Genomic DNA, 21,150 nt, shown 5'->3' with positions numbered 1-21,150 from the left:
GAATTTGACCAATCGAGTCCCGGGATGCGATCTATCACCAAAGGCGATACCTCGATCACACCTTTTGCACCGCCAACTGTTCGACCGGCAGCACCAGCCATCCGCCTTCCTGACTGAACTCAAGCGCCGTCAGGGCCTGGCCAAGACACGGTCCGTAGATGCATTCACCTGTATCGGGTAGAAACTGTGCTCCGTGGGCATAACAGATAATTCGTTCACCGTCGGCACTCAGGAAGCGGTCCTTGCGATATTGCAAGGGCACCTGAAGATGCGGGCAACTGTTGAGATAAACCCGCACTTGCCCCCGATGACATAGCGCAAAAACACTGTCACGCCCCTGCTGCAGGGGGTCAAAACCATAGGCTTGACCCTCGACCAATGCGTCGATGCGACACAGCAACACTGTGCCCATCACCCATGTTCAACTTCTTTGGGAGGAGGACCACCCGGTGACCAATTCTCACGCGAGGTGAACAGGAACAACTGTGAGGTGTCCGCCGACATCGGTGCCTGTCGCGCCGCCCAGGCATCGTCGTGCCTGTCCATGTCGGCGTCGTACTCAATGTGGCAACCCAGTGGGCTGTTGAAATACCAGAACCAGTTAGAACCAAAGAGATGGCGTCCTGGCCCCCAGAAACTGGTCCAGCCGCTTTGCTCGAAACGCCGGCCCGCCAGCAGCACTTCGGTGCCACTGCCCAGGTGAAAGGTGAAGTGCTCGCAGCCCTGCATATGGGGCGGGGTTTGAATCATGAACAGGCAATGGTGCTCATCCGAACCACGCGGGCGCATGAACGGACCGACACCGTCGAAACGATCCGTGGTTTTGAACCCCAGACGCTCGGCATAGAACGACTCGGCCTTGGCGGCATCAGGCACGAAATACACAACGTGGGACAAGGTGCGCGGTACGGCCGGCATGTCGGGAAAGATGCCCAACTGATTGACTGGGCGCTGTGCTGCGCTACCCGGCGAGTTCGTGAGGTCGGGCGCCGCGCTGAAGTCGCGCCGGACACTGACTTGAAAAGCGATGGCGAAGCCCGAGTCATCAACGCTGTGCAACGCACCTTCGCTGTCCCAGGTCACCGTTCGATCGCGCGAGAGCTCATGACCGATTGCATCGAGGTCAGCCGCGCTGGCCACGCCGTAGACGGTTTCGCGAATCGAGGGAGCCGGGCCAATGGCCGGTGGCAACGCCGGATCATCCGCGCGCCGAATGATAATTGCCGTACCGTCCAAGGCTTCAAAACGCCCGCCGTTGCTATCGGCTCCGACCGCGGTCAGGCCGTAGTCACTCAGACAGGCGCTACAGGCAGGGATGTCGTCGACGCCAAAAACCAGGGCGTCTAGGCCAATGATGTTCATGCCATACCACTCCATTGAAATTATGATACGGGCTCACCGAGGCCCTCTTCAGAGGTCAGGGCCGGTAAGTCCGGTGGTGGTGGTCGGGCGCTGCAAATCGCGACCGACTGGCTGGAGAGGTTGCCGATGTACGAGGACGCTGACTAATCGCATGTCAGGATGTGATGTATTGGCAAACGTGATACCTGCACACCCGAATCGACATTCCGAGCAGGCAGCGTTCCGTACGATACTTGCTAGCGCCAATCTCGATGGGTGCGCAAACAGGCGTACATGTTATGTGTTGTCAACCTGCCTGTTCATGGAAGGGTTTGAACGCCCTCGCCACACGTAGAACAGCCTGTCGCTTGATTGCACTCAAATTGGAAAGTGAGCGTTTCGATGATAAAAATTGTAGCCGCGGTGCGTCGTAAGCCTGGGATGACCCATTCCGAGTTTCTCAACTACATCGAACATAAACATGGACAATTAGCGCGGGAGAATCCTTTGGGGCTCAGTCGCTATGTTCAAAATCACGTGTTTGACTCCGCCTACGGTGGCGACACGGATCCTACGTACACGCAAGCATTTCATCGGGACTCTGTGACCGAATTATTTTTCGCGGATGTCGCGCAAATGATTCGAACCATGAGCGACCCACACACCCAACAAAAAACCGGCCCGGATGCACTGAATTTCGCCGACATGTCAAACCAGATCGCGCAGTTGATGGATGAAAGCGAAGTCGCGGTACAAAACCCTGGAACGGGGGCCCTTAAGGTCATGCTCTTCCTGAAAAAGCTTCCCGACGTGCCGCTTGAAAGCTTTTTTCGGACCTGGAACCAGGCCCATGATTCGGTAGCAGCAGAACAGCCGTTATTCGGGCAGTCCGTGCGCAGGCAAACACACTCTCGCTATCTGCCGGAAGGCGACAAAATAACGTCCTATTTCGGTCCTGACATCCAAGTGTCGCACGGTGTCAGCAGCCTGTGGTTTGAGAGTGAAGCCGATTTCCCCGCCTTTCGCGCCTACCAACGCTCACTGTTTCAGCGACTTGCCCAAGAGGGCGTTCTCGACCCTTCGGGCTCTTTCTTCGTTTATGCCAAGGAAGTCGTGATTATCGATCAGCGCTCAGATAGCTGATTGCCTACTGTGCCGCGTCATTTGCTTTAGCCGTAGAGGCAAACTCAAACCGCGCCGCCTTTCCCATGAAACGCTTGACCCAACACCGCCAGCCGCTGCGCCAATGGCGGCAGACACTGGCTGCTGCGGGTCAGGATACCTATGTTGTCGGCGTTGCGTTCGGCCACGGCCTGCACGGTTTGCAGGCGCTCATTGATACCCATTGAAGCCTTGGACTGTTCCTGGGTGGTGCTGGCGATCAGGTCGTTGAGGTGGTTGATCACTGCGATGTCCTCCACCACGGCGTGCAGCAGTTGCGAGGCGAGTTGGCTGGCGGACACACAGCGTTCCACGCCGTCGCGGCTATCTTGCATGGCGATGGCGGCCTGACGGCTGCCCTGTTGCAGCTTTGCAATGATCTGCTGGATTTGCGTGGTGGACGCTGAGGTTTTTTGCGACAGACTGCGCACTTCGTCGGCCACCACCGCAAACCCGCGTCCCTGCTCACCAGCCCGAGCAGCCTCGATGGCCGCGTTGAGGGCCAGCAGGTTGGTTTGCTCGGCGATGCCATTGATCACGTCCAGCACCTGGCCGATGTGTTGCGCCTGCTCGGCCAGTACCTGCACGGTTTCGTTGGTCAGGTTGATGCGCCCTGCCAGCTCAACGATTTCCTCGCGGGTCTGGTCAACGGTACTGCGCCCTTGGTTGACCTGCTCGTTGGCCTGTCCGGCGCGCAGCTGGTTTTGATTGACGTGTCCCGCAATATTCTCCATGGCCTGGATCAGCTGGGTGATCGCGCCGCTCATCTGCGCCACTTCATCCAGTTGGTGCCGGGCACCGTTTTCCAGGGTCTGGCCGACCTGAGACAGGTCTTGGCCCAGGTCCGAAAGGTTGCGGGTATCGCGCACCACGCCGTCCACCAGGTTAGTCACCTGCTGCAGGAAATGATCAAAACGCTCGCCCGATGAGACTTTGAGGCCCTGGCTGCGGTGAGTATCGGCGTCGCGGCTCAACTTCGTAGCAGCGGCCAGCACCTTGTCGAGCACATCCTGGTTGTCCGTGGCATCGGCCAGGCTCTGGTTTGCCAGGTAAATCAGGATCACGCTTTCCACCACCACGTAGAAGGCATGGAGCAAGACCATGGTCCAGCCACTGTGGGTGTCCATCACGAACACTGGATAACCTTGATGCTGAAGCCAGTGGAAACCGAGGTGGTGAATGGCGATGGTGGCAGCGGCCACGACAATCGGCAGCCAGTCACGGTAGAAGGTCAGCACCGCCAGCAGCACGAAAATCCCGAAATGGAATTCGACCACGCCGTGGGTCTGGTTGATGTGCAGGGCCGCCATGACCATCAGCGCCACGGCGATGACGCAGCGCATGGCACGAGTGCCGCCGAGGCCGCGGTAAAGCACGGTGGTCAGCAGGCAAGTCGTCCCCCCCACCAGCAACGCCTGAGTGAACGTCGAATGCACAAATGCCAGGCAAAAGGAATACAGCAATGTGAGCCAGAGCAGCCCCAGCATGATACGGTCGGCTTTGCGGTGGTGATCATTAAAGCGCACGGGCGATGTCATGGATGGCTGTCCTTTTTGGGTACCTGGAGGGTCCGTTACCAATGCCGGATTCACCCCTTATCGGCATACCGGAATCGAACTGTAGTTGATTACCATTAATTGGTAGCGATAAGCCATCAACTTTCCAAAAACCGCAGCGTTCGCCGTTGCAACGCAGTCCTGAGCGAGATCTTTGCTTTATCATGAGCGCCATCTCAATTCCCTGACTTGATGGAACGACCATGACTTTCGATTTCGATCCGGTGTTCGAGCGCCACGGTACCGGTAGTACCAAATGGAGCCGCTACCCGGCCGATGTGTTGCCGATGTGGGTGGCCGATATGGACTTCCCTGCTCCGCCAGTGGTCATCGACGCGCTGCACAAGCGCCTCGAACACCCGATGCTCGGCTACAGCGTGGCCCAGGACAACCTGCGCGCCGCCATCGTGGCCGATCTCTGGAGCAAGTACGCTTGGCGCGTCGAGCCTCAGCAGATTGTGTTCCTGCCTGGTGTGGAACCCGGTTTCAACATGGCGCTGCACGCGCTGGTAGAACCGCAGCAGAACGTCGTGGTGCAGGTGCCCAATTACCCTCCACTGCGTCATGCGCCGGGGCATTGGCAATTGAACAAGGTGGAACTGCCGTTCAAAGCAATCAACGGCGAATTCCACACCCCCCTGGCTGCGTTGCGCGAAGCGTTGCACGGCGGTGGTGCCCTGCTGCTGAGCAACCCTCACAACCCATTGGGCAAGGTGTTTGCGCGCGAAGAGCTCAAGGCCGTGGCAGATATTTGCCTGGAGCAAAATGCCTGGATCATCTCCGACGAAATCCACGCCGAGCTGTGTTTCGACGGCCGCGTGCACATCCCTACCGCCACCCTCAGCCCCGAAATTGCCGAGCGCACCATCACCTTGATGTCCGCCAGTAAGGCGTACAATATCGCCGGGTTGAAAACTTCATTCGCCATCATCCAGAACGCCAAGCTGCGCGAGCGGGTCAACAGTGCCCGGGCCGGCATGGTCGACAGCGTCAACGTTTTTGGCCTTGAAGCAACCCGGGCGGCCTACAGCGAAGCGGGCCCGTGGCTTGAAGCCTTGAAAGCGTATCTGCAAGCCAACCGCGACTACCTGGTCGATGCGGTGAAGTCCCGTCTGCCGGGCATCACCCTGACCGTGCCTCAAGGCACTTATCTGGCCTGGCTGGATTGCTCCGGGTTGGGGCTGGACGATCCGCAGGGGTTCTTCCTCAACGAAGCGAAGGTGGGGCTGAGCGCCGGTGTGGATTTTGCTGATGATGCCGGGCAGTTCGTGCGCTTGAACTTCGGCTGTCCGAGGGCGCTGCTGGAAGAAGGGATTACGCGGATGGAACGTAGCCTCAAGGCCAGGCGCTGATCGCCAGAAGACTTCTGTGGCGAGGAGACTTACCCCCCCTCGCCACACACTAAGCCTGCATCTTATTCATGCATATCCGGCGTATACACAAAGCACAACTTGTTCCCCTCCGGGTCCCGGCAATACGCCCCGAAATACCCTTTCGAGTACTGAGGTCTCGGTCCCGGCGGACCTTCGTCGAGACCGCCCATGGCCATGGCCATTTCCCAGGCGGCATGAACGGTTTGCGGCGAGTCGGCGGCAAAGCTCACTTGCATGCCGTTGCCCCAGGTGGCGGGCAGGCGGTTGAACGGCTGCTGTACAAACACCTGTGGCCAACGCTTGCCAGGTTGATGCCAGCCCTCTCCCGGCGGGCCTGAGTCGTTTTCGCTGTCCATGCGCACCAATCCCAGGCAACCCAGAACAGCATCATAAAAAGCGACCATTCTCGGCAGGTCGCGTGCACCGATCTGTATATGGCTGAACATGCACTGCTCCTTGTTCTATCAGAACCGATACCGTTGAGATAATCCGCTCGTCCATCGTTCGTCAAAACTGATAATTCCCCGACGAAGTACCCGCTGCCACACTCATCCCTCCGTCGCGCAATCCGACCGAACGCTGCTCGAAGCCCCAAGATCCACCCTCCATCCCATATACATCTAGCATGGAGAACGAGAATGGTCGAATACTTGTGCCAGGCAGATACAAGGGTCGGCTGCGCAGCTCAGCGGGAGCAAACTCCCTCGCCACAGGTTCACGTGTCAGTCTGCTTCATACCGATTCGCCGGCGCATGTCGGCGGTGATGCTCTGGCGGGTTTTCTTGAGGCCGGCCCAGGGTTCGTGGCCGACCTCTGCCAGGCGCTCATGAACGTTGTGCACGTTCCACAGGTTCGCGCCTTTGAGCTCGGCCACTTCCTCGCGAAAGATCGGCACTGACACCGGCAACCCCTCCCGAGTACGGGCGGCGTAGGCGCAAATGGTGGTGGCGCCCAGACCGTTGCGCAGATAGTCAATGAAGATCCGCCCTACCCGGTTTTTCGGCCCGGACACCGCTGAAAAACGATCCGGCAGCAGCTTGGCCATATGAGTGACGATGGCATGGCTGAAATCCTTGACCTCGTCCCAGCCCAGTTTGCGCGTCAGCGGCACCACCACGTGGATGCCCTTGCCGCCGCTGGTCTTGAGAAACGCCTTGAGACCCAATTCATCGAGCACCGACAACGTTAGCTGCGTGGCCTCCACCATGCTTTTCCAAGGCAGCGCCGGGTCCGGGTCGAGGTCGAGGACAAAGCGGTCAGGCTTATCCAGGTCCACGGACGTGGCGTTCCAAGTATGCAGCTCCACCGTGCTCATTTGCACCGCGCCGATCAGCGCTTCGGGGTTGTTGATGATCATCACCGGCTGCCCCGTCAGCGCCTTGTCCAGGCTGGTGAGGCCGGGAATCGCCAGGTGCTCGGCATTTTTCTGAAAGAACAGTTCACCAGCAATGCCGTCCGGCGCCCGAACCAATGCCACCGGGCGATCAGCCAATTGCGGCAGGATAAATTCGGCAACGCTGGCGTAATACTCGGCCAGTTGCAGCTTGGTGGTGCCGCTGCTGGCGTCGATGATCCGGTCCGGGTGGGTGATCCGGACTTTGCCGTCCATGGCCGACGCCTGAGCGGCTTTTGCCTTGGATTTGGTTGGCGCCGCATCAGGTTCGTCTTTCGCTGATGTTTTCTTTGTAGCCGCTGTTTTTTTCACGGGTTTTGCGAGCTCCTGCGTGATCGCCTTGGCCGGTTTGTCGTTACGCAATCCATGAAATACCGCATGGCGTACCGAACCTTCCTGGGTCATTCCGGCGAACGCGACTTCAGCCAGCAAGGTTGGCTCAAGCCAGTGCACGCCTTTGGCTTCGTAACCCGTAGGCGGGTTGACCACGGCGGGCTTGTTCGTCTCCAGAGGCAACAACTGCTGGTAAATGTTTTTGAGGGTGGCTTCGTTGAACCCGGTGCCGACCTTGCCGGCGTAGCGCAATTCACCACTGTCAGCGTCGTGCAGCCCCAGCAGCAAGGCGCCGAAGGCACTGCGGGCGCCCTTGGGCTCACTGAAACCCACCACCACGAATTCCTGGCGATTCTTGCACTTGAGCTTGATCCAGTCGCTGCTGCGCCGCGACGCATAAGTACTACCGACACGCTTGCCGATCAGCCCTTCCATCTGCATTTGGCAGGCGCTGGTCAGCAGCGCTTCGGGAGTCTCTTCAAACGCATCGGAAAACCGCAACAGCGGGTCTTCATGACCTTCCAGCACCGCCGCCAATGCAGCCCGCCGTTCTTGCACCGGCACTTTGCGCAGGTCCATGCCGTTGAGGTACGGCAGGTCGAACAGGTAATAGGCGATCTTGGCGCTGCTCCCAGCTTCAAAAGCGTTCTGCAATGCCTGGAAGTCCGGCACACCTCGTTCGTTGGCGACCACCACTTCCCCATCAAGCCAGGCCGTTTCCAGACCCAGCGCAGCCAGGGCCGCGGCCTGCTTCGGCAGTTTGTGGGTCCAGTCGTGGCCATTGCGGGTGATCAACCGAACATCACCCTTGTCGATACGGGCCATGATCCGATAGCCATCAAACTTGATTTCATAAAGCCATTCGCCGTCGGGGGCACTTTCCACCAATGTGGCCAGTTCAGGTTTGAGTGTTTCAGGGATCGACCCGGCCACCGCGCCACTGAGGGTGGTCTTGGCGGTCTTGGCGGCTTTTTCAGGCTGCTTCACTGCCTTGGCTGCGGCGGCCTTGCCGCGACGTTTGGGCACAAGGGTGCGGTCGCTGAGCACACTGTCCGGCGCGGCTTGTACCACGTCGTATGCGCTTTCGGGGCGGGCCGCGTCGTCCTGGTGCTTGATCAGGAACCACTGCTCCTGCTTGCCGGGCATGTGGGTGCGCACCAGGTTCCACAGGCCTGCAAGTTTTTCGCCTTGCAGCTCGAACTTGAGCCGGCCTTTTTCGTAGGCCTCTTGAGGGTCGCCCTGGGGAATCCACACGCCCCGGTCCCATACAATGACGTCGCCGGCGCCGTAATGGCCCTCGGGGATGCTGCCTTCAAACGTCGCGTAATCCAGCGGGTGGTCTTCGACATGCACCGCCAGACGCTTGGCCTTGGGGTCCAGGGATGGACCCTTCGGCACCGCCCAGCTCTTGAGCGCGCCGTCCAACTCCAGTCGCAAGTCGTAATGCAACCGTGAGGCATCGTGTTTCTGAATGCAGAACTGCAAGGCGTGGGCGGTTTTTACCGATTTGCGCGAGCGCTTCGCCGCCGGTTCCGATGTGGCGGTGAAATCACGCATGCGGTTGTAGTCATCAAGCGTCTTACTGCTCATCCACCACCTGCCACTTGTTGCAGCGCCGGATTGGCCACGGGCAGCCCTGCGGTCTGCGATAAGAGCTGATCGACAACCCGGCTCAATGCCTGCTCGGTGGAGTCACCCAGCAGCAGCCCTTGTTCGTAGAGAACGATTTGCTGATCGGCGCTGGTGCCTTCCTGGACGATGTGGCGGGCCTGCTTGAATACGTCCTGGGCGCCCAACTGCGCGGCAGTTTCACCGAAGGTTTGCTCTGCCACATTCAGCCACTCACCGATGAGCATCGGCGGCGCCTGTCCCTCGGCGATGAACTGCGCCAGAATCCCGTGGCGCTTGGCCCGCCAGCGGTTTTCCTTGAGGATCCAGTAGGACGTGGGGCTGAAATGGTCGCCGGGCCGGGGCTGAGCAATCGCGTGAGCGACCATCACCCGAAACAGCGAGACGAGGCACATCACATCTTCGATCCGAGGACAGGCATCGCAGATGCGCAGCTCCAGCGTGGGATAACGCGACGAAGGCCGTATCACCCACCAGCAATCGCTGGGCTGGCGAATGGAACCGGTGCGCGTTAGCAGGCTGATGTAACTGGCAAAAGCGGCCTCGTCTTCAAAGAACTCCGGCACGCCCATGCGCGGCCATTCATCACAGGCGACCTGACGGTAGCTGCTGAAACCGCTGTAGGCACCGTTCCAGAATGGCGACGAAGCGCTCAGCGCCAAGAACATCGGCAGCCAGGGCAAGACTTCGTTCATGACCCGCACACGATCGCGGTCGACCGGCACTTCCACATGCACATGCAGGCCCGACAGTACGCTGCGCCGCGCGACCCGCTGGTAGTCGCCGAACAGATGCTGAAAATGCAGTTCATCGGTGGGCTGCAGACCCGGGGTGGCCATCGGATGAGAGCCGGCGCTGAGTAAGCCCAGGCCGTAAGTGGCCAGGCGCTGCGTCAGGCCGGTGCGCACCTGGGTCAAATAATCGCAGGCCTCGGCCAAGCCACGGAAGATGGGCGATGCCATCTCGATTTGGCTCTGGAACATTTCATGGGCGAAATGCTTGCCCAGCTCGGCCCGACACGCCGCTACAGCTTCTGCAGGCGGCTGGTCGGGCATACAGCGGGTTTGCAGGTCGGTGATGAAATACTCCTCTTCAATGCCGAACTTCAGACGCCTGTTCATCGATATTCCCTCCGATACCCGCATCGATGCGGGTTACAACCAACGCCACTGCGGCGATCCTTTCCACGTCCTGATAACCCGGCGTGAGCAACTCCTCGCCAAAAACGTCCGGGTCCAATTCTCGATAAGTCCAGCCGAAATCCGTTGAGTCCAGCCATGGCCCCAGCGCTTCGAGAAACGGGTCACGGCCATCGACCATCGCCACGCCGGTGTAGAGCACCAGTGAGCCGCCGAGTGTGAGCCGGGGCAAGGACTGCTCGACGATGCGCAGCGACAGCCCGGCGCCCAGCGTCCCGCCGCCGTGGCGATACGCGCGCTCGGACGGGTCGGCCATGTACGGCGGGTTGGCAACGATCAGGTCGAAGTTGCCTTCCACATTCTGGAGCACGTCACTGCGGGCGATCTCGATGTTGGCCACTTCGCTGAGTGCGGTATTGACCGCCGTCAGACGCAGGGCCAACGGGTTGATGTCCAGGGCCAGCACCTGCGCCTCGCGCCGGGCACGGGCAATCACAATCGCCCCGACCCCGGCGCCGCAACCGATGTCCACGGCCCGGTGCACCGCCGTGAAGTTCTGTTGCAGATGGGTATGGATCAGTTGGGCGAAACGATAGCTGTCCGGTCCGAAAAACACCGCGTCGCTGGCCTGGGTAGGAAATTGCGAATGAGCGAACAGCAAGCCGTCCAGGCTCGACCAGCGCACTCGACTGCGCAGAAGGCCGTCGTGTTCCTCCAGCACTTCGGCTTCCTGCAATTGCCGTTGCTCATCGGCGCTGATGAGCCCTTGGGCGAACGGCCGCGACCAGCCGAACACGTCCCGCAGCGTCTTGGACTGTTCGTTGCCGGGACGTTGGTTGACCCGTTCGTGAGTCAGGGGCGTCGGGGTAATGAAACAATAGCCATCCGCTTGCAGACGTCGGCCCAGTTGCAATAGCGCCAGGTCGGGTTCGCACAGGCATTCTTCCTGATTCATGCAAGGCTCCTAGCGCAGTACGGATTTGAATTCGATGAAGCGACGCGTTGCCAGCAACCCGGCCGGATGACTGTGGCAGCGAGCCGAGAGCCAGGGCATCAGGGTCTGCATCTGCTCATCGGGCGACTGGCCTCGCAACGTCTGCTGAAGGTTCTGCACATCGGGGTCTTCAACTGGCGTCTTCGGCTCGCCCGCCGCGCCATGGCTGCGGCGTGGGCTGTTGCGGGTACTCTCCTTCAGCCAGTCACCAGCGATCCAGTCGTGCAGCAGCTGTTTTTCATAAGGGCTGAACACCCCGAACATGGCCGCCCCGGCCCCTTCGATCAGCGTCCAGAACCGACTGTTCTGCGGGTCCTGATGGCGTTTGATCCAGCCTTTGTTTTCCATGGCGTCGATAAAGCCTTCCAGTTGTCCCGGCGCCGAGAGCCACTGGTTGACCGTCTTGCCTTCGAACTTGCAGTAATCGGAATGCATGTGCTGGCCGAACGGACGTTTGCGCTCGAGCATGTCCAGCACTTCGCGGTACAGGTCGAACGACTCGATGATCGCCCGGCTGCCCTGCCCCAGGTCGTTGAGGCGATAGCCCAGGGTGACCCGGTGCCAAAAGGACTCGCGGCCCGCTTCCATCGGCATCAGTTGCATCAGCGATTGCACGGCCTTGTGGGCATGGCCGGTGCTGGCGTTGTCGATGGTCACATGGAGGGTGAAGTAATACGGATCGATGTCCAGCTCGCTCAGTTCGTACGCGCTGATCAACAGGTGCAACGGCAACTGTTCGTAGCCCAGGTTGTAGCCGATCACCTCGGGCAGGTATTCATCGCCGGCGTACCCCAGGGCCAGTTGCACTGCGCCTTGCAGGTAGCGTTCGTCGTCGATGTCCGGCGCATCCGGCAAGCCATGTTCGGCGAGTAGCTTGCGATAGATCACCACATGGTTTTGCGACGGGTTACCGTCCCCCAACTCTTCCAGGTAAGTGCACAGCAGCCCCTCGAAGCGGTGGTCGTGCCAGCGCTTGAGCACGCCATACAGCCAGGCGCCATCCACCAGTTTGGTCGGCGCCACGGCTTGCAGGAAATACAAGGCGTGGGCCTTGCTGCTGAAGAACTCCCGTGGGCCGCCACTTTTGCGCCGTTCCAGATAATCGGCATATTGCCGCGCCACGCCGGCGCTGTGTTGCTCGACCCAAGCTTGCAGGGCCATGGGGTCGTCGGGCATTTCCTGGGGCAATGCCTCGGCCTGTTCAACGCATTGCTGGATGAAGGCTTGGGCGATGCCTTGTTTATCCGCATCGTCGGGGGCCTGGAGCAACCGCTCATAGCATTGACGCACATGCCCGGTGTGGGTGACAGGTTGCGCAGTGGCAGGCTGGGATTGAAGGGGTGTCAGCGCAGTCATAAGGGCCTCTTGGGTTCTCGGCAGGACGCTGAATCAGAACGTCTCTATATTTTGAAGAGCGCTGAGAACGACGAAAAATTCCGTTGAATTGAACGGCCGCCGGATAAACGGAACCGTCCCGAATCGGCGGGAACCCTCGCTTCGCTCCAGGCCTCAAATACTACAAATCGCCTTGCCCCCTTCAATGTGGGCGGGATCAAAGGAGCAACAATGATTTTCACAGTGTGGGTAGCGGTGCTCGGTGCCGTGTTGTTGACCCTGGCCCTGACGTCCTCCTACCTGCGCTGGATGCCAGTGACCACCTCGGCGATGTGCCTGGTGCTGGGCGTCGCCATCGGGCCGGCGGGGTTTGGGCTGCTTAAGTTGGACGTAGACGATTCCTCGGTATGGATGGAGCACCTCACCGAAATCGCCGTGGTGTTTTCGCTGTTCGTCAGCGGCCTCAAGTTACGCTTGCCCTTGAAGAACCGGACTTGGCGCGTGGCCTATGGCTTGGCCGGGCCGGTGATGATTCTGTCCATCGCCGGCCTGTGCCTGGCACTGCATTATTTGTTCGGCCTCAGTTGGGGCGTTTCGATGTTGATCGGTGCGATGCTCGCCCCCACCGACCCGGTGCTGGCGGCGCTGGTGCAGGTCAACGATGCGCGGGACGACGACCGAGTACGTTTCGGCCTGTCTGGCGAAGCCGGGTTGAACGATGGTTCGGCCTTTCCCTTTGTGATCCTGGGCCTGTTGATGCTGCGCGAAGATGGCAGCGGCTTTCTCGGTGAGTGGGTCCTGCGCAGCGTGTTGTGGGCCGTGCCGGCAGGTTTGCTGATCGGCTATTGGATGGGACGCGGCATTGGCAAGCTGACCTTGTCGATGCGCATCAGAAACGCCGACAGCACCCTGTCACCCAACGACTACCTGGCCCTGGCGCTGATTGCCCTGGCTTACGTCGCGGCGGAATCGGTCCAGGCCTATGGCTTTCTTTCGGTGTTCGCCGCGGGCCTGGGGCTGCGGCAGGCCGAGGTCGAATCCTCCGACGAGGACTCGTTGCCGGCCGAACACCTGGTGCAACCGGTGGTGGGCCACGAGACCGTCTCGCCCCGGCAAGCGCTGCAGGGCAACACAGAGTCTTTGGATGAAGGCCAAGTGGCCGCCGGCGTGATGATGGGGGATATGCTGGCGTTCGGCAGCCTGGTGGAGCGCTCCATGGAAGTGTTCCTGGTGACGCTGCTGGGAGTGGTGCTGGCCAACCATTGGGATTGGCGGGCCTTGGCCATCGGTGCGCTGCTGTTTGCCGTCATCCGCCCGTTGAGTGTGCTGGCGATGCCCTGGGGGCGATTGCTGGACGGACCACAACGGTTGCTGATCGGCTGGTTCGGCATTCGTGGCATCGGCAGTCTTTTTTATCTGTTCTATGCCTTGAACCATGATCTGCAACCGCAGGTGGCACAGCTGTGTATCAACCTCACCCTGTCGGTGGTGGCCCTGAGTATTCTGGTTCACGGCCTGAGTACACAGCCCACATTGGCTTGGTATGAGCGCCACAAAAAGTCGAATTGAGGAGAATCTGTGTCTGCCTGAAAGTCAGGCGCGCGCTTCAACCTCCGGGATCGGTCACTTGGATAAAGACTGAATACACTCCCAACAGCACCCAGAATGCGGCAAAGATCCACGGTGTGCGCACCGAAAACAGCAACGACTTGCGGTAGCCCTTGTGGGTCGATTCCCTCTCGCTGAACAGCGGCGAATCGTCGTAGGCCAGCCCCATCAGCGGTTCGGCGCGCAGTAATTCGCTCTGTTTGAAATGCCAATGATCGATGATGTCGTAGGCCGCACGAATGCCCGGCCAGGCATTGAGCGAACTCAAAAAGCCCAGCAGCGCCAGGAATGGTGGCACGATCAAGGTGAACATTTTGCCCCACTCGGGGTTGAGGTTGGCCATGCACGAGGCAAAGGCGATGACCAGGAAGGATTGCGCGGCCAGGTAGGCATCGGTTCGATTGGCCAGGATGCTGGTTTCGTACTGGATCTCGCGGCGATAAAAATCCAGCCGTTCCTTGGGGGAGCCGAACAGCTTGGCATTGTGTTCAGTCAGTTCTTCTTCCGGGGTCGGGCCGGTCAGTATTCTGGGCATTGCGCAGGCTATCGCTCGCTGATGATTTCGGACTCTTTAGAAGAGCCTGGCTCAGAGCAAGTTCAAGCCAATGGACCAGAGGCCAAAATCAGATCGATGAAACTCAAATATTAGGTACACCCCAGATCCAATGTGGGAGCGGGCTTGCTCGCGAGATCGGGGTGTCAGTCACTGTCATGCCGGATGTGCCGCCCAATCGCGAGCAAGCTGTACTCCCACAGCCCAGCGGGAATTTATCCCCCGCCACAGAAGAACATGCCTCCTGTTACTTCATCGTCTGCCCAATGATCTGCACCAAATCAATCTGCTTGAACGGCTTGGTCAGCCGGGGCAGTTGCGTGGCGAAGCCTTCCAGGCGCTCGGCGTAACCGGTGGCGAGGATGATGGGCAGGCTCGGCTGACGATCGCGCAACAATTTCGCCAGTTGCGCACCGTCCATCTGCGGCATGGCCATGTCGGTGATCACCAGGTCGATGTCCTGATTGCGCTCATACACCTCCAGCGCCTGAGGCCCCGACGGCGCACACAGGACGCGGTGCCCAAGGTCTTCGATCAGCAGACGGGTGCTGGTCAGCACCAGGCTGTCATCGTCAACCACCAGCACCAGCAATTCGTGGACCGGTAGCGGCGCCGTGTCGGGGGGCTGCGCTTTGCCCGGTGCCGAATTATCGGCCACCGGCAACCACAACTCGGCGGTGGTACCTACGCCTTGCTGGCTCCTGAGCATCAGGCGGCCACCCAATTGCTCGGCCAGGCCATGCACCATGGACAACCCCAGGCCAGTGCCCTTGCCGACGCCCTTGGTGGTGAAAAAAGGGTCCACGGCCGAGGCCAGCGTCTGCTCATCCATGCCCTCGCCTTCGTCGGTGATCGACAGGCAAATGTATCGCCCGGACGCCAGCGGTTTATCCAACCCGGCCTCGTTCTCTTGTCGCTCATCGGCGGCAATCACGATGCGGCCGCCGAGAGGCATGGCGTCCCGGGCATTGGTCGCCAGGTTGAGGATCGCCAGTTCCAGTTGGTTGACGTCGGCCAACACCGGCGACAACGTCTTGGCGAAGTTGGTCTGGATGTGTATCGAAGGCCCCATGGAGCTTTGCAGCAAGCCGCTGATGCCCTGCACCAGCGCCAACAGCTCGACCGATTCGGACGTCAGTTTCTGCCTGCGGGCAAACGCCAGCATGCGCTGGGTCAGCGAAACACCGCGAAGCGCACCCTGGGTTGCGTTGTCCAGCAACTGGGTGAGTTTCGGATCGCCGGGCATGCGCTTGCGCACGATTTCCAGGTTGCCGAGGATCACCGTCAGCAGGTTATTGAAGTCATGGGCGATGCCGCCGGTGAGCTGACCGATGGCTTGCAGCTTCTGGGACTGGAACAGCGCTTCACGGGCCTGTTCAAGGGCCTGCTGCGTCTGAGTTGCATCCGTGATGTCGCGAGTGATCTTGGCAAACCCCAACAGTGCCCCGGTGTCGCTGCGGATCGCGTCAATGACCACGTGGGCCATGAACCGCGTGCCATCCTTGCGCATGCGCCAGCCCTTTTTTTCGAAACGCCCCACGCTGGCGGCGATGCTCAGCGCACGTTGCGGCTCACCGGCATCGCGGTCTTCGGGGGTATAGAACATCGAAAAATGCCGGCCGATGGCTTGCGCTGGAAGATAGCCCTTGATCCGCTGCGCGCCCTGGTTCCAGTTGGTCACCTGACCGTCAGGGTCGAGCATGTAGATGGCGTAATCAGTGACGCTTTGCACCAACAGGCGAAATTGCTGCTCGCTTTGCTTGAGGGTTTCTTCGGCCATCTTGCGATCAGTCAGGTCGCGGGTGATCTTGGCGAACCCGAGCAACTCGCCGGTCTGGTGGTCGATGATCGGGTCAATGACCACATGGGACCAGAACAGCGTCCCGTCCTTGCGCACTCGCCAACCCTCGCCTTCGAAACGGCCCTCACGCACGGCGGTGTCCAGCGCCCGTTGTGGCAGGCCGTCGGCACGGTCTTGATCGGTGTAGAAGCGAGAGAAGTGCTGGCCCAGGATCTCGGACTCTTCGTAGCCCTTGAAACGCCGGGCGCCGGAGTTCCAGCTGGTGATGATGCCCGAGGGGTCGGTCATGTAGATGGCGTAGTCGACCACGGCGTCGATGAGCAGCCGGAATCGCTGCTCATCGTTCGCAAGGGTGGTCTTTTGGTCATTCTCAAGCATTTGGCCGGGGCATCCGTGTGGATTTTTTTTGCAAAGTATGGAGCAAGTCATGTGTCAGGAAAAACTATTAAACCGCAGAGGATTAGCGAGTTAACTGCCAGAAACCCCACAGGTTTTTTGTCCTTCATGACTAACTGACCACCAACGCGGCAACAAGTGCTGCACCCTGGGTTCGCCGAACCGATCGTCAATCAACATCACCACCCCGCGATCCTGCTGGGTGCGGATGACGCGGCCGGCGGCCTGTACCACTTTTTGCAGGCCTGGATACAGGTAGGTGTAATCGTAACCGTCACCAAAAATCACGGCCATGCGCTGCTTGATCTGCTCATTGACCGGGTTGAACTGCGCCAGCCCCAGGGTGGCGATGAACGCTCCGATCAGGCGTGCGCCCGGCAAGTCGATGCCCTCCCCGAACGCGCCGCCCAGCACCGCAAAACCGATGCCCTGGCTGTGTTCCATGAACCGATCGAGAAAAGCCTGCCGGGGCGCTTCGCCCATGCCGCGCGACTGCGCCCAGGTGACAATCTCCGGGTGCCGCTCGGCAAACAACCCGGCCACTTGTTGCAAATAATCGAAACTGCTGAAAAACGCCAGGTAGTTGCCCGGGCGCTCGCTGAACTGACGGGCCATCAACGCGACAATGGGCTCCAGGGACGCCTGGCGATGGGCAAAACGGGTGGAGATCCGGCTGACGACTTGTACATCCAGTTGTTCGGCCTTAAACGGCGACTCGACGTCGACCCACACAGTGTCTGCCGGAGTACCCAACAGGTCGGCGTAATAATGCCGGGGGCTCAAGGTGGCGGAAAACAGCACAGTGCTGCGGGCCGCCGTCAGTCTTGGCCGCAGGAAACCGGCCGGTACCACGTTGCGCAGGCACAGCGTAGACGCACTGCGCTGGCGGCCGAGTTCGCGCTTATGGATGTCGAACAGGAAATGCTCGTCGAACGACTCCGCCACCCGGCCAAACTGCAGGGCGTCGAAGTAAAAACCCTGCAATCCGCTGTCCAGCCCTTGGGGATGGTCATTGAGGTAATCACCGATGGCCGTGGTACAGGTTGCCAATGCCTGGAGCAGTTTTTCCGGTGGCTTTTCATAAGCCTGATAGGCCGCGACCTGCGGCGCCTGCAAGGCGTTCCACTGGCGATTGACCCGCTGCAAGGATTTCTTCAAGGCTTGGGGAGCAACTTTTTGCACCGCTGCCAGGGTCGACTGATCGAGGGTCGCGCTGTACATCTGCCGCCCCCGCTCCACCAGATTGTGGGCTTCGTCCACCAGGGTCGCGACTGTCCAGCCATTGGCCTGGGCCAGGCCGAACAGCAAGGCGCTGAAGTCGAAATAATAGTTGTAGTCGGCGACCACCACGTCGGCCCAGCGGGCCATTTCCTGGCTGAGGTAATACGGACAGACCTCATGGGCCAGCGCAATATCGCGCAAAGCGGCCTGATCCAGCAGCGTGACCTGGCTGGCAGCCGCCCGGGCGCTCGGCAGGCGATCGTAGAACCCGCGGGCCAGCGGACAGGATTCGCCATGGCAGGCTTTGTCCGGATGCTCGCAGGCCTTGTCGCGGGCAATCATTTCCAGCACCCGCAATGGCATCGACGGCGCGCTGCGGGTGATCACCCGGGCCGCATCCAGTGCCAACTTGCGCCCCGGGGTTTTCGCCGTGAGAAAGTAAACCTTGTCCAGTTGCTGCGGCGCCAGGGCCTTGAGCATCGGGAACAATGTGCCGACGGTCTTGCCAATTCCAGTAGGGGCCTGGGCCATCAGGCAACGGCCGGTGCTGACCGCCTTGAACACCGACTCGGCCAGGTGCCGTTGCCCTGGCCTGAAGCCGGCGTGCGGAAATGCCAACGTCTGTGCGCCGAGATTGCGCGCCTGTCGATGGGCCATTTCCTGCTCGGACCAGGCCAGGAACAACGCGCACTGTTCTTCGAAGAAGGCCTGAAGCGGCGGCGCCTCGAAGCTTTGCGTCAGGCAGGTTTCCTTCTCGCTGACGATGTCGAAATACACCAATGCGACGTTGATGCCCGGCAACTGTAATTTTTGGCACATCAGCCAGCCGTAGATTTTCGCCTGGGCCCAATGCAACTGACGATGATTGGCCGGTTGCTTGGCCAGGTCGCCCCGGTAGGTCTTCACCTCTTCCAGGCAGTTACGGGCCGGGTCGTAGCCGTCGGCGCGGCCTTTGACCTTCAGCGTTAGGTAGTGGCCCTCCAGGCTCACCTCAGCCTGATACCCCTCGCTGCGCCGAGACGCCACAGTGCGGTGGCCGGCAATGCCTTCCAGGGCCGTGGGCGACGGTGTGAAGCGCAGGTCCAGGTCGCCCACCTTGGCGGTGAACTCACACAACGCTCGCACGGCAATGCTGTAGCCCGGCGCCTGGGTCATGCGCTCTGCTCCGCCCATTGCACGTAGCAGACGGCGACCGGCATCTGGTGCTCCTGGCAGAATTCCAGCCAACGTAATTGATTGTCTTGCAGGCGATCGCCAGGGCCTTTGACTTCAATCATGCGGTAGGTCTTGTGTTGTGGCCAAAACTGGATCAGGTCCGGCATGCCGGCGCGGTTGGCCTTGATGTCCAGCAGCAGGCGGCTGAACCAATGTTTGAGGTGTTCGGCCGGCAGGCAATCGAGGGCCTGGTTCAACAGTTCTTCGGACAACGCGCCCCAGAACACGAACGGCGACTGCACGCCCCACTTTTCTGCGTAGCGACGGCCAATGGTGTCCCGATAACGCCCATCGTCCAGCTCCGCGAAGCAGGCCGCGAACAGCTCGGCGCGACGGGCGTGGAAGTCTTCGTTGAGCAGGTCTACCGGTCCGCGCTGGAACGGGTGGAAAAATGCCCCCGGCAATGGCGCGAAAATCGCCGGCCAGCACAGCAGGCCGAACAGCGAATTGATCAGGCTGTTCTCGACGTAATGCACTGGCGCGGCTTCGTCGTGCAGATGCGCCTGGACGTGATATTCCACCGACAAGGCCGGATCGACACGCGCCAGGTGCAGGTCCAGCCGCTCCACTTCTCGGGCCAGGGCTCGTGGTATCGGCGGCCCGCCCAGCTTGCGCCGCAGTCGGGGCTCGATCCTGAGCAACGCCTGGGTTTCGGCGGCACTTTGGGGCGACTGCGCAGCCGCTTCGCCCCATTCAAGGGCCAAGGCGTATTCACCGATGCGCTCCAACACGCGAATCATGCGTAGCCGCGCGCCGGGGTAGGTGCAATCGCGATAGATGCGCAGGGCCAGGGCGAAATCAGCGATGCGCTCGCCGTGCTGGCCGATCTGAAACAGCAACTTGCCCCGACGCCGCTCCAGCCATGGATTGTCCAGGGCCATTGCATTGACTTGGGCGACGATCTCTTCAAGCGGTTCGCCGGCTTCGAAACGCTGCTGGCATTCATACAGGAACAGGCAGGCATCGACGTCCTGGCGGCTGCGCACGCCGCGGGACTCGGCGCTGAACTCAACGGTTTCATAAGTAAAGATGCCCAGGTCCGCCAGCACGAACTCCGACCAATCTTGATAGAGGTTGCCGAAAAACATAAGCCGCAATCGATCGCAGAGGCTCATGATCGTCAGGCTGAACAGTCGGTCCTCAAGCTGCGGGCACCAGGTGCGAAACGGCTCTGGTTGGCTGAAGCGTTCATTCAAGGCCTGAAGCCACTCGGTCTTTTTCGCCTTGGGTTGTTCGATTGCGTGGCCCAGGCACAGGAGAATTTCCGGCTTGAGCAGCACCTCGAACAGCTCGGCCAAATTCAGCGGTACCTGTTCCTCGACCCAACCCAGCGCCAGCAGCGGTTCGACGGCAGCGCCAATGTCACCGATTTCCGCGTAACGCAGCTTGCTCTGGCGGAACCGCAACCCCTTGCGCATGACCATCCGCACCAGCAAGCCCTGTGACGGACGAGGCAGCGTCGCGAAATCGTCGATAAACCGCTGCTCTTGCGGGCTGAGAACGTCGGCATAACGTTGCGTCAGCCAGGCGAGCACCTGCTGGAAGTTGTTCAGGTAGTAGAAGGGATCGTCGAGAGGGTTGGCTGTCACGGAAAGAAGCGCCACGGATGCTTGAATACTGGTTATGCGTACAGATAACAGCTACGAACGGTCCAGGCAACTGCAAAAGATGAGCGGTCTCCTGCATTTAGAGATGAAATCCTGCAGTCAGCGATGAACTTTCCTACGGCAAGCGAGACCAATGGCGGTTAACTAGGTGATGGCGCGGTCGAATCAGCTGGGCCGCGTTCTTTTGATTGAGAGGTTATGGTTATGAACATCAGGTTTCTGAGCCTGTCCCTGGCCGCTGCGGCATTCCTGGCTTTGGCCGGCTGCGCGTCGCCAACCGTAGTGACCTTGCAGAACGGTACCCAGTATTTGACCAAGGACACCCCCAATACCCGCACCGCCGACGGCTTCTACGAGTTCGAAGACATTTCCGGCAGGAAAGTCCGGGTCCGCGCTGATGACGTGGCGACCATACGCAAGGAAGATTGATCGTCTCCGAACTTCTCCTTTCAAAGTGGTGAGGGCGCAAGCGCCTTCACCACCGTGACTCAAAAC

The 21,150-nt window shown here is 60.2% G+C and carries 16 protein-coding genes; 4 read left to right on the top strand and 12 right to left on the bottom strand.

Annotation, left to right across the window (positions count from 1 at the left end):
• Nucleotides 1-55: 55 nt before the first annotated feature.
• A complete protein-coding gene (locus ACA047_RS14580) occupies nucleotides 56-412 on the bottom strand; it encodes a Rieske (2Fe-2S) protein (RefSeq protein WP_497360116.1) in 357 nt (118 codons plus the stop codon).
• Nucleotides 412-1,362 (bottom strand): VOC family protein, encoded by a 951-nt coding sequence (locus tag ACA047_RS14575; RefSeq protein WP_497360114.1) that lies wholly within the window; start codon nucleotides 1,360-1,362, stop codon nucleotides 412-414. The genes ACA047_RS14580 and ACA047_RS14575 overlap by 1 nt, the downstream gene beginning before the upstream one ends.
• A 381-nt stretch (nucleotides 1,363-1,743) precedes the next feature.
• Between ACA047_RS14575 and ACA047_RS14570 the strand changes: the two genes are divergently transcribed.
• Nucleotides 1,744-2,484: an EthD domain-containing protein gene (locus tag ACA047_RS14570; protein WP_497360112.1), complete on the top strand. Its 741-nt coding sequence runs from the start codon at nucleotides 1,744-1,746 to the stop codon at nucleotides 2,482-2,484.
• A gap of 44 nt (nucleotides 2,485-2,528) precedes the next feature.
• Here the strand turns inward: ACA047_RS14570 and ACA047_RS14565 are convergent, their stop codons facing one another.
• Nucleotides 2,529-3,236, bottom strand: a complete 708-nt coding sequence (locus tag ACA047_RS14565; RefSeq protein WP_497360354.1) for a methyl-accepting chemotaxis protein — start codon at nucleotides 3,234-3,236, stop codon at nucleotides 2,529-2,531.
• A gap of 1,025 nt (nucleotides 3,237-4,261) precedes the next feature.
• On the opposite strand from ACA047_RS14565, the gene ACA047_RS14560 reads away from it, so the two are divergent.
• Nucleotides 4,262-5,410: a MalY/PatB family protein gene (locus ACA047_RS14560; RefSeq protein ID WP_497360110.1), complete on the top strand. Its 1,149-nt coding sequence runs from the start codon at nucleotides 4,262-4,264 to the stop codon at nucleotides 5,408-5,410.
• Nucleotides 5,411-5,472: 62 nt separating this feature from the next.
• Here the strand turns inward: ACA047_RS14560 and ACA047_RS14555 are convergent, their stop codons facing one another.
• The 5 genes from ACA047_RS14555 to ACA047_RS14535 form a co-directional block, all read right to left on the bottom strand.
• Nucleotides 5,473-5,877 (bottom strand): VOC family protein, encoded by a 405-nt coding sequence (locus ACA047_RS14555; protein ID WP_497360108.1) that lies wholly within the window; start codon nucleotides 5,875-5,877, stop codon nucleotides 5,473-5,475.
• A gap of 269 nt (nucleotides 5,878-6,146) precedes the next feature.
• Complete coding sequence (gene ligD, locus ACA047_RS14550; RefSeq protein ID WP_497360106.1) at nucleotides 6,147-8,747, bottom strand: DNA ligase D; 2,601 nt, start codon at nucleotides 8,745-8,747, stop codon at nucleotides 6,147-6,149.
• Nucleotides 8,744-9,907, bottom strand: coding sequence for a carboxylate-amine ligase (locus ACA047_RS14545; protein WP_497360104.1), 1,164 nt, complete (start codon nucleotides 9,905-9,907; stop codon nucleotides 8,744-8,746). Before ACA047_RS14545 ends, ligD begins: the two co-directional genes overlap by 4 nt.
• Complete coding sequence (locus ACA047_RS14540; RefSeq protein ID WP_497360102.1) at nucleotides 9,879-10,880, bottom strand: methyltransferase; 1,002 nt, start codon at nucleotides 10,878-10,880, stop codon at nucleotides 9,879-9,881. The genes ACA047_RS14545 and ACA047_RS14540 overlap by 29 nt, the downstream gene beginning before the upstream one ends.
• Before the next feature lie 9 nt (nucleotides 10,881-10,889).
• Nucleotides 10,890-12,275: an iron-containing redox enzyme family protein gene (locus tag ACA047_RS14535; RefSeq protein WP_497360100.1), complete on the bottom strand. Its 1,386-nt coding sequence runs from the start codon at nucleotides 12,273-12,275 to the stop codon at nucleotides 10,890-10,892.
• Between the two features lie 210 nt (nucleotides 12,276-12,485).
• Between ACA047_RS14535 and ACA047_RS14530 the strand changes: the two genes are divergently transcribed.
• Entirely contained in the window at nucleotides 12,486-13,823 is a 1,338-nt protein-coding gene (locus tag ACA047_RS14530; protein WP_497360098.1) for a cation:proton antiporter, read from the top strand.
• 37 nt (nucleotides 13,824-13,860) lie between these two features.
• Here ACA047_RS14530 and ACA047_RS14525 read toward each other — a convergent pair whose 3' ends face one another.
• From ACA047_RS14525 to ACA047_RS14510, 4 genes are all read right to left on the bottom strand, one after another.
• Nucleotides 13,861-14,397, bottom strand: a complete 537-nt coding sequence (locus ACA047_RS14525; protein ID WP_497360096.1) for a hypothetical protein — start codon at nucleotides 14,395-14,397, stop codon at nucleotides 13,861-13,863.
• Nucleotides 14,398-14,662: 265 nt separating this feature from the next.
• The gene (locus ACA047_RS14520) at nucleotides 14,663-16,594 is read right to left on the bottom strand and encodes a hybrid sensor histidine kinase/response regulator (protein ID WP_497360094.1); all 1,932 of its coding nucleotides are present in this window, start codon (nucleotides 16,592-16,594) and stop codon (nucleotides 14,663-14,665) included.
• Between the two features lie 90 nt (nucleotides 16,595-16,684).
• Nucleotides 16,685-18,988, bottom strand: coding sequence for an ATP-dependent DNA helicase (locus ACA047_RS14515; RefSeq protein WP_497360092.1), 2,304 nt, complete (start codon nucleotides 18,986-18,988; stop codon nucleotides 16,685-16,687).
• Nucleotides 18,985-20,637: a VRR-NUC domain-containing protein gene (locus ACA047_RS14510; RefSeq protein ID WP_497360090.1), complete on the bottom strand. Its 1,653-nt coding sequence runs from the start codon at nucleotides 20,635-20,637 to the stop codon at nucleotides 18,985-18,987. The genes ACA047_RS14515 and ACA047_RS14510 overlap by 4 nt, the downstream gene beginning before the upstream one ends.
• A 222-nt stretch (nucleotides 20,638-20,859) precedes the next feature.
• On the opposite strand from ACA047_RS14510, the gene ACA047_RS14505 reads away from it, so the two are divergent.
• Nucleotides 20,860-21,084 (top strand): YgdI/YgdR family lipoprotein, encoded by a 225-nt coding sequence (locus ACA047_RS14505; protein ID WP_497360088.1) that lies wholly within the window; start codon nucleotides 20,860-20,862, stop codon nucleotides 21,082-21,084.
• Nucleotides 21,085-21,150: the final 66 nt, after the last annotated feature.

Source organism: Pseudomonas sp. LBUM1664 (assembly GCF_059695895.1).
Note: the sequence above shows the minus strand (reverse complement) of the source record. Positions and strands in the feature narration are given on the sequence as shown.

What these genes read in the sequence shown, in the direction of transcription:
- ACA047_RS14555 (WP_497360108.1), bottom strand. Translation starts at nt 5,877, where the DNA reads ATGTTCAGCCATATACAGATCGGTGCACGCGACCTGCCGAGAATGGTC.
- ACA047_RS14580 (WP_497360116.1), bottom strand. Translation starts at nt 412, where the DNA reads ATGGGCACAGTGTTGCTGTGTCGCATCGACGCATTGGTCGAGGGTCAA.
- ACA047_RS14520 (WP_497360094.1), bottom strand. Translation starts at nt 16,594, where the DNA reads ATGCTTGAGAATGACCAAAAGACCACCCTTGCGAACGATGAGCAGCGA.
- ACA047_RS14560 (WP_497360110.1), top strand. Translation starts at nt 4,262, where the DNA reads ATGACTTTCGATTTCGATCCGGTGTTCGAGCGCCACGGTACCGGTAGT.
- ACA047_RS14525 (WP_497360096.1), bottom strand. Translation starts at nt 14,397, where the DNA reads ATGCCCAGAATACTGACCGGCCCGACCCCGGAAGAAGAACTGACTGAA.
- ACA047_RS14545 (WP_497360104.1), bottom strand. Translation starts at nt 9,907, where the DNA reads ATGAACAGGCGTCTGAAGTTCGGCATTGAAGAGGAGTATTTCATCACC.
- ligD (WP_497360106.1), bottom strand. Translation starts at nt 8,747, where the DNA reads ATGAGCAGTAAGACGCTTGATGACTACAACCGCATGCGTGATTTCACC.
- ACA047_RS14565 (WP_497360354.1), bottom strand. Translation starts at nt 3,236, where the DNA reads ATGGAGAATATTGCGGGACACGTCAATCAAAACCAGCTGCGCGCCGGA.
- ACA047_RS14530 (WP_497360098.1), top strand. Translation starts at nt 12,486, where the DNA reads ATGATTTTCACAGTGTGGGTAGCGGTGCTCGGTGCCGTGTTGTTGACC.
- ACA047_RS14570 (WP_497360112.1), top strand. Translation starts at nt 1,744, where the DNA reads ATGATAAAAATTGTAGCCGCGGTGCGTCGTAAGCCTGGGATGACCCAT.
- ACA047_RS14505 (WP_497360088.1), top strand. Translation starts at nt 20,860, where the DNA reads ATGAACATCAGGTTTCTGAGCCTGTCCCTGGCCGCTGCGGCATTCCTG.
- ACA047_RS14535 (WP_497360100.1), bottom strand. Translation starts at nt 12,275, where the DNA reads ATGACTGCGCTGACACCCCTTCAATCCCAGCCTGCCACTGCGCAACCT.
- ACA047_RS14540 (WP_497360102.1), bottom strand. Translation starts at nt 10,880, where the DNA reads ATGAATCAGGAAGAATGCCTGTGCGAACCCGACCTGGCGCTATTGCAA.
- ACA047_RS14515 (WP_497360092.1), bottom strand. Translation starts at nt 18,988, where the DNA reads ATGACCCAGGCGCCGGGCTACAGCATTGCCGTGCGAGCGTTGTGTGAG.
- ACA047_RS14575 (WP_497360114.1), bottom strand. Translation starts at nt 1,362, where the DNA reads ATGAACATCATTGGCCTAGACGCCCTGGTTTTTGGCGTCGACGACATC.